This window comes from Curtobacterium sp. MCBA15_008 (assembly GCF_001865065.1).
Classification (GTDB): domain Bacteria; phylum Actinomycetota; class Actinomycetes; order Actinomycetales; family Microbacteriaceae; genus Curtobacterium.
Genome location: NZ_MJGN01000012.1, coordinates 205282 through 216279, shown reverse-complemented (window position 1 = coordinate 216279; position 10998 = coordinate 205282). Strand labels below are relative to the sequence as shown.

The 10998-nt window shown below is 71.8% G+C and carries 11 protein-coding genes; 7 read left to right on the top strand and 4 right to left on the bottom strand.

Annotated features, from left to right (window positions below; genetic code table 11):
* Positions 1-63 precede the first annotated feature (63 nt).
* Together BIU96_RS06890 and BIU96_RS06885 are read right to left on the bottom strand one after the other, a co-directional pair.
* Entirely contained in the window at positions 64-1395 is a 1332-nt protein-coding gene (locus tag BIU96_RS06890) for a bifunctional o-acetylhomoserine/o-acetylserine sulfhydrylase (RefSeq protein ID WP_071291839.1), read from the bottom strand.
* Positions 1396-1599: 204 nt separating this feature from the next.
* The gene (locus tag BIU96_RS06885) at positions 1600-2691 is read right to left on the bottom strand and encodes an acyltransferase family protein (RefSeq protein WP_071291838.1); all 1092 of its coding nucleotides are present in this window, start codon (positions 2689-2691) and stop codon (positions 1600-1602) included.
* Between the two features lie 82 nt (positions 2692-2773).
* On the opposite strand from BIU96_RS06885, the gene BIU96_RS06880 reads away from it, so the two are divergent.
* The 5 genes from BIU96_RS06880 to BIU96_RS06860 all read left to right on the top strand — a co-directional run bounded on the left by BIU96_RS06880 (position 2774) and on the right by BIU96_RS06860 (position 6217).
* Positions 2774-3550, top strand: a complete 777-nt coding sequence (locus tag BIU96_RS06880; RefSeq protein WP_071291837.1) for an SDR family oxidoreductase — start codon at positions 2774-2776, stop codon at positions 3548-3550.
* Positions 3551-3635: 85 nt separating this feature from the next.
* Positions 3636-4169 (top strand): phosphoribosyltransferase, encoded by a 534-nt coding sequence (locus BIU96_RS06875; RefSeq protein WP_175477478.1) that lies wholly within the window; start codon positions 3636-3638, stop codon positions 4167-4169.
* Positions 4166-4885, top strand: a complete 720-nt coding sequence (locus BIU96_RS06870) for a Type 1 glutamine amidotransferase-like domain-containing protein (protein WP_071291836.1) — start codon at positions 4166-4168, stop codon at positions 4883-4885. Before BIU96_RS06875 ends, BIU96_RS06870 begins: the two co-directional genes overlap by 4 nt.
* 12 nt (positions 4886-4897) lie before the next feature.
* Positions 4898-5593 (top strand): uracil-DNA glycosylase, encoded by a 696-nt coding sequence (locus tag BIU96_RS06865; protein WP_071291835.1) that lies wholly within the window; start codon positions 4898-4900, stop codon positions 5591-5593.
* A 9-nt stretch (positions 5594-5602) separates the two neighbouring features.
* On the top strand, positions 5603-6217 hold the full coding sequence (locus BIU96_RS06860; protein WP_071291834.1) for a GNAT family N-acetyltransferase: 615 nt from the start codon (positions 5603-5605) through the stop codon (positions 6215-6217).
* 113 nt (positions 6218-6330) lie between these two features.
* On the opposite strand, the gene BIU96_RS06855 is transcribed toward BIU96_RS06860, so the two are convergent.
* Complete coding sequence (locus BIU96_RS06855) at positions 6331-7065, bottom strand: FadR/GntR family transcriptional regulator (protein ID WP_071291833.1); 735 nt, start codon at positions 7063-7065, stop codon at positions 6331-6333.
* A gap of 206 nt (positions 7066-7271) precedes the next feature.
* Between BIU96_RS06855 and BIU96_RS06850 the strand changes: the two genes are divergently transcribed.
* Together BIU96_RS06850 and BIU96_RS06845 are read left to right on the top strand one after the other, a co-directional pair.
* The gene (locus BIU96_RS06850) at positions 7272-8816 is read left to right on the top strand and encodes a GntP family permease (protein WP_071291832.1); all 1545 of its coding nucleotides are present in this window, start codon (positions 7272-7274) and stop codon (positions 8814-8816) included.
* Complete coding sequence (locus BIU96_RS06845; protein WP_071291831.1) at positions 8813-9346, top strand: gluconokinase; 534 nt, start codon at positions 8813-8815, stop codon at positions 9344-9346. Before BIU96_RS06850 ends, BIU96_RS06845 begins: the two co-directional genes overlap by 4 nt.
* Here BIU96_RS06845 and BIU96_RS06840 read toward each other — a convergent pair.
* Complete coding sequence (locus tag BIU96_RS06840) at positions 9333-10997, bottom strand: ABC-F family ATP-binding cassette domain-containing protein (RefSeq protein WP_071291830.1); 1665 nt, start codon at positions 10995-10997, stop codon at positions 9333-9335. The genes BIU96_RS06845 and BIU96_RS06840 overlap by 14 nt on opposite strands.
* Position 10998: the final 1 nt, after the last annotated feature.

Genomic DNA, 10998 nt, shown 5'->3' with positions numbered 1-10998 from the left:
TCGACTCGTGGGACGTCGCAACATGCACAGGCATCGAGCGCGCCGTGCCTCGGTGCCGGGGCCCTACGCCCGCAGGCCCTCCTGCGAGACCGCGCGGGCTGCGGCGAGCCCGGCCTCGAGGTCGGCCTTCAGGTCCTCGATGTTCTCGATGCCGACCGACAGCCGCACGAGCCCCGGCGTGACCCCGGTGGTCAGCTGCTGCTCCGGCGTGAGCTGCGAGTGCGTGGTCGACGCCGGGTGGATGACCAGGGAGCGCACGTCGCCGATGTTGGCCAGGTGCGAGAACAGCTGCAGGTTGTCGACGAAGGCCTTGCCTGCCGGCACGCCGCCCTTGAGCTCGAACGACAGCACCGCCCCGACGCCCTTCGGCGCGTACTTGTTGGCCGCCCCGTACCAGGGCGAGGTCGGCAGGCCCGCGTAGGACACCGACGCGACGTCCGGGTGCCGGTCGAGCCACTCGGCGATCTCCTGCGCGTTCGACACGTGCCGCTCGATGCGGAGCGACAGCGTCTCGATTCCCTGCAGCAGCGCGAAGGCCGTGTCGGGGGAGTTCGATGCGCCGAGGTCGCGGAGCAGCTGCACGCGCGCCTTGACGATGTACGCCAGGGCGTTGCCGACGGCCTGGGCGAACACGGCGCCGTGGTACGAGGGGTCGGGCGTGTTGAACTCGGAGAAGCGCTCGGCGTGGTCCGACCAGGCGAACGTCCCGCCGTCGACGATGACGCCGCCGATGACCGTCCCGTGCCCACCGAGGAACTTCGTCGCCGAGTGCACGACGATGTCGGCGCCGTGCTCGAACGGACGGATGAGGTACGGCGTCGCGATCGTGTTGTCGACGATGAGCGGCACGCCGGCGCTGTGCGCGATGTCGGACACCGTGGCGAGATCGAGGACGTTGATCCGCGGGTTGCCGATCGTCTCGGCGAAGAACAGCTTCGTGTTCGGGCGGACCGCGCGGCGCCACTCCTCGGGGTCGTCCTGGTCCTCCACGAAGGTCGTCTCGATGCCGAGCTTCGCGAGCGTGTACTTGAACAGGTTGTACGTGCCGCCGTAGATCGACGACGAGGACACGATGTGGTCACCCGCCCCGGCGATGTTCAGGACCGCGTAGGTCTCGGCCGCCTGGCCGCTCGAGACGAGCAGGGCCCCGGAGCCGCCCTCGAGCGCGGCGATGCGCTGCTCGACGACGTCGTTCGTGGGGTTCATGATGCGCGAGTAGATGTTGCCCGGCTGCGCGAGGGCGAACAGGTCGCGGGCGTGGTCGGAGTTCTCGAACACGTACGAGGTCGTCTTGTAGATCGGGGTCGCGCGGGCACCCGTGGTCGGGTCCGGCTGCGCGCCGGCGTGGATCTGCGTGGTCTCGAACCGCCAGGCGGCGGCGTCGTTCGTGGTCATCTCGTGCTCCTGTCCGGTGCGGCTGGTCGTCGGGTCGCCCTGCGCCCGGCCTGGAGGCGCGGCGCGGCTGTGCGTCCTGGCTCACGCTACGCACGTGGCCGGTCGGGTACCAGCGCACCCGCCTCGGGACGTAACGCGCGGGGCGGAGACGACCCGCGCCTCCAGGCCGGCGCTGGCCACACACCGTGCGAAGGGCGGGGGCGACTAGGCCGGGTCGCGGCGGAAGAGCCAGTCGACCTTGGGCTCGAGCAGCCAGCGCATCCCGCGGCGGACGAACGGCTGCGCGAGGAACAGGCTGACGGCGCAGGCGAACCCGACCATCAGCAGGACGTAGGGCCATGCGGAGTGCGCACCGGCGAGGATGCCGGACTCGCGGACCGGGTAGAGCAGGAAGGTGTGGAGCAGGTAGACGTACATCGTCGCCGCGCCGAACTGGGTGATCCACACGTTCCGACGGGGGACGAGCAGCAGGAACGACGCCGTCAGCAGCGCCGCGAGCAGCATCAGGCCGAAGCGCACGGCACCTGCCCACCAGGCGTCCTCGCCGAGCCCCGAGTACGAGTCGTCGTAGAAGAACCAGTGGTGGAGGTCGAACTCCTTGAACTGCGGGATCCAGATCGCACACGACACCGCCCACGCCGCGAACACCGCGGCGGCGGCGATCCGGACCCGCACGACGATCCGCCGGGGCGCGTCGTACCAGCGGTCGAAGACGCCCCACTGCTTCACCTGCCAGCCGAGCAGGAAGAACGGCAGCAGGCTGATCGCGCGGGACAGGGAGAGCGTCGAGTCCACGTTGTCGAAGTACCCGACGCCGATGCTGAACACGACCGCCCAGAACAGCGGCCACCGCAGCTGGGCGAGGTACGGCAGGATCAGCTTGAAGATCCCCAGGGCGAGCAGGAACCACAGCGTCCAGGTCGGCTGCGTCGGGTTGAACTTCTTCCCGCCCTCGGCCAGACCCTGCACCACGGTCCAGATCGTCTGCATGATGATGTACGGCACGACGATGTCGGTGATCGTGCGGCGCATCCGCTTCGCCGTCGGGGTGTCGGCGGACGAGAAGTAGCCGCTGATCACGCCGAACGCGGGCATGTGGAACGCGTAGATGAAGGTGTACAGCGCGAGGGCGTGCTCGCTCGCCGTCGTCTGCCGCTGGATCGCGTGCCCGATGACCACGAGCGTGACCGCGAGGAACCGCGCCGTGTCCCACATCGGGATACGACGCTTCGCACGGCCGGGCTCGAGACCGGTGGCGGGCGCCGAGGGCGCTGGAGGGGCGGCATCCGTCGTCATCCCGGGTCACGTTACCGGATCGTGATGTCCGGGGATCGGTACGGTTGCAGGGGCACCCCCGCCCGACCCCTGGAGGAAGCACATGGCACCACGTCGCGCAGTCGTCACCGGAGCGAGCTCGGGCATCGGGGCGGCGACCGTCCGGCTGTTCCGCTCCCGCGGGTGGGACGTCCTCGCCGTCGCCCGGCGCGAGGCGAAGCTGCAGGCGCTCGCCGAGGCCACCGGGGCCGACGTGCTCGTCGCGGACATCACGGACGCCGCCGACGTCGAGGCGCTGGCCGCACGGGTCGAGGAGCTCGGGGGAGCGGACGTCCTGGTGAACAACGCCGGTGGGGCCTTCGGCTCCGCGAGCGTCGAGGCGTCCGACGTCGACGACTGGCGCGCGATGTTCGAGGTGAACGTCATCGGCACGAAGCGCGTGGTCGCTGCGCTGCTCCCGCACCTGCGGCGGCGTGCGGCCACCGCGGGGAACGCCGACATCGTCACGGTCACGAGCACGGCCGGGCACGTGGCGTACGAGAACGGCGGCGGGTACAACGCCGCGAAGTTCGCCGAGCACGCCCTGGTGGCCGCGCTCCGGCTCGAGCTGAACGGCGAACCGCTCCGGGTCGTCGAGGTCGCGCCGGGTCTGGTGAAGACCGACGAGTTCGCACTGACCCGCTTCCGCGGCGACGCCGAGAAGGCCGCTGCCGTGTACGACGACGTGCCGGAGCCGCTCGTCGCCGAGGACGTCGCCGAGGCGATCGTGCACGCGGTCGAGCTGCCCGCGCACGTGAACCTCGACCTCGTGACGATCCGCCCGGTGGCGCAGTCCGCGCAGCACAAGCTCGCGCGCGGGACGCTCGCCCCGCGGGTCTGATCCGACCGGGCCGGGACGACGGGAGTACGCGCCCGGGTGCACCTGCGGGTCGCGGGCGCGGGCTCCGTGCCGGTACCGTGGTCGGATGCCGATCAGCAGCGACTCCGGGTCACCCGCCCAGGCTCCCTCGACCGTGACCGTGACGAGCGGGCCCGAGGTGCTCGGATGGCTGGAGTTCGGTGACGCTGCGCGCCTGCTCGCCAAGGACGTCCTGTCCTCCGGGTTCGAGCCCGAGGTCGTCGTCGCCGTGGCCCGCGGTGGACTCATCATCGCCGGCGCCGTCGCCTACGCGCTCGGCACCAAGGAGTGCGGCTCGATCAACGTCGAGTTCTACACCGACGTCGAGCAGCGCCTCGACGAGCCGGTCATCCTGTCGCCCGCGCTCGACGCCCCGAGCCTCGCCGGCAAGCGCGTCCTGATCGTGGACGACGTGTCCGACTCCGGCCGCACCCTGCGCCTGGTCGTCGACATCGTGCGGAACGCCGGTGCCGACGTCCGCAGCGCCTGCCTCTACTCGAAGCCCGGCACCGTGCTCGAGCCCGACCACGTCTGGCGCCGCGTCGACGGGTGGATCACCTTCCCGTGGAGCGCCCTCGCCCCGGTGACGGCCGAGTCGTGAGCATCCACCTCGTCGGCGGCGGACCCTTCGCCGCCTCGGACGCCGCAGCGTCCTTCCTCGCCGAGGCCACGGCGCGCTCCGCAGCCGTCGGCCGGACCGTCCCGCGGATCGGCCTGCTGTCCGTCGCCAGCTCGGTGGGCGCGAGCCCCAGCTCGACCGAGGACATCGCCGAGGTCCTCGGCGGCGCCCGTCAGGCCGAGGTCCTCGTGTCCGAGATCGCCCCGGGCGAGGTCTTCAGCACCACCGTCCTCAGCGATGTCGACGCACTCGTCGTCGGGGGTGGGGTCACCCCGCACTACCTCGACGCCGTCGCCCCGCTCGTCGACCAGATCCGCCTGCTCGTGTCCGACGGCCTGCCCTACCTCGGCTACTCCGCCGGGGCGATGATCGCGGCCGACCGTGCCCTGGTCGGCGGCTGGCGCATCGGCGGCGTGGAGATCTGCCCGGAAGAAGCGGCCGAGGGACTCGACGAGGTCGAGCTCCGCGAAGGACTCGGACTCGTCGACCTGACCATCGACGTGCACGCGGTGCAGGCCGGCACGCTCGCGCGGCTGATCGCCAGCGCCGAGGCCGAGTTCGTCACCGCCGGTCTCGCGATCGACGAGGACACCACGCTCGTCGTCGGCGAGGGCGCGCTCGAGGTCCGCGGCACCGGCAGCGTCTGGCGCGTCGTCGCCGGGGACGAGTCGGTCTCCGTCGCCACCATGGGCGCGTAGGCACCGACGACCGTGCAGCCGCGCCCGCTCGCCGACCTGGTCGACCCGGGCTGGGCCCGAGCGCTCGCACCGGTCGAGGACGACGTCCACCGGATGGGGTCCTGGCTCCGCGACGAGGTCGCGGCCGGTCGGCACTACCTGCCCGCGGGCGACCACGTGCTCCGCGCCTTCGCCGATCCGTTCGACGCGGTCAAGGTCCTGGTGGTCGGACAGGACCCGTACCCGACGCCGGGCCACCCCATCGGCCTGTCCTTCGCCGTCGACCCGCACGTGCGGCCGATCCCGCGCAGCCTGGCGAACGTCTACAAGGAACTCGAAGCGGACCTCGGCGTGACACCGCCGCAGCACGGTGACCTGCGGCCGTGGTCGGCGCAGGGTGTCCTGCTGCTCAACCGGGTCCTCACCGTGCAGGCGGGCGAGGCCGGCAGCCACCGCGGCAAGGGCTGGGAAGCCGTCACCGACCAGGCCGTCCGTGCGCTCGTCGAGCGTGGGACGCCGCTCGTCGCCGTGCTGTGGGGTGCGCAGGCGGGGTCCGTCCGGCTGCTCCTCGGCGACACCCCGGTGGTGGCGTCCGCGCACCCGAGTCCGCTCAGCGCCTCGCGCGGGTTCTTCGGCAGCCGTCCGTTCTCGCAGGTGAACGAGTTGCTCGCCGCGCAGGGTGCGGACCCCGTGGACTGGGCCCTGCCCACGGACGTCCCCGCGGCATAGGCTCGGTCCGTGCTCGAGGAGGAATACCAGCGGCGACGGGTCCTGCCGCGACACCTGCGTGCCCCGGTGCCCGCCGAGGCCGCGTTCACGTACACGATCCGCGCTGCGGAGGCGTCGGACCTGCCCGACATCCGCGAGATCCACACGCACTACGTCCGGAACTCGTCGGTGACCTTCGACCCCTCGGCGTTCACGTTCGCCGCGTGGAAGCGGCGGTACGACGACATCCGGAAGCGGAAGCTGCCGTTCCTCGTCGCCGTGAACCCGTCCGGCCAGGTGCTCGGGTACGCCCTCGTCGACGCGTGGAACCCGCGGGACCGGTCGAACCGCGTGGTCGAGGACTCGATCTACCTCGGGGCGGCGTCCGGCGGGAAGGGTCTCGGGCGTGCGCTCATGGAGGCCCTGATCGACGAGTGCCGTTCGGCCGGCGTCCGCGAGATCGTCGCCGTCATCGCCGACCGGCAGGCCGAGGCGTCGATCCGCCTGCACGAGCGGCTCGGCTTCGAGGAGGTCGGGCGCATGGGCAAGGTCGGCTACAAGTACGACCGCTGGCTCGGCACGGTCACGATGCGGCTGCGGCTGCGGGGGCCCCGGCTGTTCCGCGGTCGGCCGGAGCGCGCGTAGGGGGCGGTTTCGCGCGGAGGAGGACGTTTCGCGCGTAGGAGGCAAGTCTTTTCGACCTCCGACGAGCGGAACGGCATCCCACGTCGGGTGCGATGGGCAGGAACGCCCACGCGTCAGCCGGCGGGCGCCTCCGCGATGAACTCGTCGCGCGTGACCCGCACGAGCTCGGTCGTCGCCAGGGACGCCTCGGCCCCGTCACCCGCGACCATCGCCTGCGCGGCGGCGAGGTGCCGCGCCGCGGCGTCGTGCGTCCACCGCGTGATGGTGTCCCGCGACTCCGAGGTCCGGGTGCGGAGCAGCGCCTCGACCGTGCCGGCGAAGTGCGCGAACACCGCGTTGCCCGAGGCGGTCAGCAGCGCCCGGTGGAACCGGACGTCCGCCTCGAGGTAGGCGCGACTGTCCTCGGCCGCGCAGGCGTCGAGCATGTCCTCGGCGGCCCGGAGCACCTCGGCGCCCACGACCGCGCAGTCCCGTCGACGTGCCGCCAGCGCCGCGGCGACGGGCTCGACCCCGAGCCGCAGCTCGAGCAGTTCCCGCTGCTGCACGAAGTACGACGGGGAGGCTCCGCGCCACCGGATGACCGTCGGCGCGAGGAGCTCCCACGAGCCGATGCCGAGCACCTGCGTGCCGACGCGCTGCCGCGGTTCGACGAGCCCGAGCGACTGCAGCACCCGCAGTGCCTCGCGGACGACCGACCGCGACACCCCGAACTCGTCCGCCACCAGCTCGGGGCGGAGGACCGACCCGGGCGCGATGCCGCGGTCGACGATCCGCTGCCCGAGCACGTCGAGCACGTGGCCGTGCAGGCCGCGACCGTGGGAGCCGTTCGTGCGTGGTCCGGTCGACATCGTTCCTCCATGCAGTACGCCGCACGCGGTGAGCGTGACGTCGAGTCCATCGAATCGGCAGACTGCCCGAGAGGGCGGATGCCGCGCGGCGGATCGTCGTATAGTCTGATTAATCAGATTATTGACGGTCGGCGTGCAGGGCGCCAGACCGGACTCGACACCAAGGCGACGGAGCCGCGCGGCAGCGGCTCCAGGAAGGGGCACCGATGCCTCACGCGCTCCAGGACCACGCGTCCGCAGCACACCCGGCGACGTTGCTCGCAGCAAGCGGTGGCGGCACGCCGACGGTCGACCCGTCCGGCCCCGTGGCCCAGCTGATCATCGCGGCGCTCATCGGCATCGTCGTGATCATCGTCCTGATCACGTGGCTCAAGGTCCACCCGTTCATCGCGCTGACCATCGGTGCCCTCGGCGTCGGCATCGGCGCCGGCCTCGCACCCGACGCCTCGGTCACGAGCTTCGGCAACGGTTTCGGCGCGACCATGACGAGCGTCGGCATCCTGGTCGGACTCGGCTCGATGTTCGGCAAGATGCTCGTCGACTCGGGGGCGGCCGACCGCGTCGTCGACACCCTCGTCCGCAAGTCGTCGAAGGCGGCTCTGCCGTGGACGATGGCCCTGATCGGCGCGCTCATCGGTCTGCCGATGTTCTTCGAGGTCGGCCTCGTGCTCCTCATCCCGATCATCGTCCTGGTGGCGAAGCGCAGTGACGTCCCGATCATGAAGATCGCCGTGCCGGCCCTGGTCGGCCTGTCCACGATGCACGCGTTCGTGCCGCCGCACCCCGGCCCGCTCGTGGCGATCTCGACGGTCGGCGCGAACCTCGGTACCACCCTCGCCTTCGGCATCGTGCTCGCGATCCCCGTCATCGTGCTGGCCGGACCGGTCTTCGCCCGCTTCGCGGCGCGCTGGGTCGACATCCCCGCCCCGGACATCTTCGGGTCGCGTGGCGGCAGCGGCTCCGGTCAGCAGGACCCCGCGCACGACGGCCGGGAGGCACGGCGCGGCCCCGCCACGCAGGACACCGCCTCCCTGCCCCACGGCAAGAGCGACTTCACCCGCGTCATCAGCGAACCGCGGAGCCCGTCGTTCACCGTCGCGCTCGTCGGCATCCTGCTGCCCGTCGTGCTCATGCTCGCCCAGGCGATCCGCGAGGCGACGGTGCCCGACGCCTCCGGCGCGTGGGTCAGCCTGCTCGACTTCCTCGGGTCGCCGATGATCGCGATCGGGATCGCCGCCGTGTACGCGATGGTCTTCTTCGCCATCGGCGGCGGGATGGACCGCTCGGCGGTCTCCAAGTCGCTCGAGAGCGCGCTGCCGCCGGTCGCCGGCGTCCTGCTCATCGTGGGTGCAGGTGGTGGCTTCAAGCAGGTCCTCATCGACACCGGCATCGGCGGGGTGATCGCCGACGCCGTGAAGGACTCCGGCATCTCGGTGCTGCTCGTCGCCTGGGTCGTCTCCGCGCTCGTCCGGGTCGCGACGGGTTCGGCGACGGTGGCCACCGTCACCGCGGCGGGCATCATGGCGCCGATCGCCCACGACCTGTCCTCGCCGATGACCTCGCTCCTCGTGCTCGCGATCGGTGCGGGTTCGGTGTTCCTGTCGCACGTGAACGACGCCGGCTTCTGGCTGGTGAAGGGGTACCTCAACACCACCGTCGGGCAGACGTTCAAGACGTGGACGATGCTCGAGTGCCTCATCTCGGTCTTCGGTCTGGCCGGGGTCCTCCTCGCCGGGATCTTCATCCGATGAGCGGGGCGGACCAGCTCGACGCCCGCGTCCTCGTCGTGATGGGTGTCTCCGGTTCGGGGAAGTCGACCGTCGCGGCGATGGTGGCCGAGCATCTCGGGTGGGACTTCGCCGAGGGCGACTCGATGCACCCGCCGGCGAACGTCGACAAGATGCACGCGGGCACCCCGCTGACGGACGACGACCGCTGGCCCTGGCTCGACGTCGTCGCCGCGTGGATCCGCGACCACCTCGACCGCGGCGCGCCGGGCGTCGTGACCTGTTCGGCGCTCAAGCGCTCGTACCGTGACGTCCTCCGCGCCCCCGGCGTGGTCTTCGTCCACGTGGCCGGCGAGGGCTCGCTCATCCAGGACCGCATGTCCCAGCGCTCCGGACACTTCATGCCGACCTCACTGCTGGCGTCCCAGCTCGCCACGCTCGAGCCGCCGCAGCCGGACGAGGCGCACGTCACGATCGCCGCCGACCGCACCCCGGACGAGGAGAGCGCCGAGGTCGTCCAGCGGCTCGGGTTGGAGCCGACTACGCCTCGGTGACCCGCCCGGCCTCGACGTGCCACTGCCGGTCGAGCCGGACGGTCTCGAGCATGCGGCGGTCGTGGGTGACGAGCAGGAGCGTGCCGTCGTAGGAGTCGAGTGCCTGCTCGAGCTGCTCGATCGCCGCCAGGTCGAGGTGGTTCGTCGGCTCGTCGAGCACGAGCACGTTGACGCCGCGGGCCTGCAGCAGCGCGAGTCCGGCCCGGGTGCGTTCGCCGGGGGAGAGGGCTCCTGCCGGACGACCCACGTGGTCGGCCTTCAACCCGAACTTCGCGAGCAGCGTGCGGACGTCGGCGGTCGTGTACTCGGGCACGATGGCCTCGAACGCGTCGGCCAGAGGCTGGTCGCCCGTGAACGCCGCACGTGCCTGGTCGATCTCACCGACGGCGACGCTCGACCCCAGCGAGGCGCTCCCGGTGGTGGGCTCCTGCTTGCCGAGCAGCGCCCGCAGCAGGGTGGACTTGCCGGCGCCGTTCGGTCCGGTGATGCCGATCCGGTCGCCGCCGTCGACCTGCAGCGAGACGGGGCCCAGCGTGAAGTCGCCCTGGGTGAAGGTCGCGTCCGCCAGCGTCGCGACGACGGCGGACGAGCGGGGCGCACTGCCGATCGTGAACTCGAGCTGCCACTCCTTGCGGGGTTCCTCGACCTCGTCGAGCCGGGCGATGCGCGACTCCATCTGCCGGACCTTCTGCGCCTGCTTCTCGCTCGACTCGCTCGCGGCCTTGCGCCGGATCTTGTCGTTGTCCGGTGCCTTCTTCATGGCGTTCCGGACGCCCTGGCTCGACCACTCCCGCTGGGTGCGGGCGCGCGAGACGAGGTCGGCCTTCGTCGAGGCGTAGTCGTCGTAGGCGTCGCGCTTGTGCTGGCGGGCGATCTCGCGTTCCTCGAGGTACGCGTCGTAGCCGCCGCCGAACAGCCGGTTGGATGACTGCGCGAGGTCGAGCTCGAGCACGGCCGTGACGGAGCGTGCGAGGAACTCGCGGTCGTGGCTGACGAGCACGACACCGCCGCGGAGGCCCCGCACGAAGCCCTCGAGCCGGTCGAGCCCGTCGAGGTCGAGGTCGTTCGTCGGCTCGTCGAGCAGAACGATGTCGAACCGCGACAGCAGCAGGGCGGCGAGTCCGACGCGGGCGGCCTGGCCGCCGGACAGCGCGGTCATCAGGGAGTCCGGACCGACGCCGTCGTCGTCCGTCCCCACGACCAGGCCGAGGTCGGCGAGCACGACCGGGATCCGCTCGTCGAGGTCGGCCGCTCCCGACGCGAGCCAGCGGTCGAGCGCTGCCGAGTACGCGTCCGCCGCCGCGTCGCCGGCACCCGGTTCGCCGAGCGCGGCGGCCGCGGCGTCCATCGTCGTGGTGGCCTCGGCGCAGCCGGTCCGTCGGCCGATGTAGACCCCGACCGTCTCGCCGGCGACGCGCTCGTGCTCCTGGGGCAGCCAGCCGACGAACGCGTCCGTCGGGGCGAGCGACACCGTGCCGGCGAGCGGTTCGTCGACGCCCGCGAGCAGCCGGAGCAGCGTGGACTTGCCGGCTCCGTTCACCCCGACGACGCCGATGACGTCACCCGGGGCGACGGTCAGGTCGAGGGAGTCGAACAGTGTGCGAGCGGCGTACCCGCCGGCGAGGCCCTTGGCGACGAGCGTGGCGGTCATC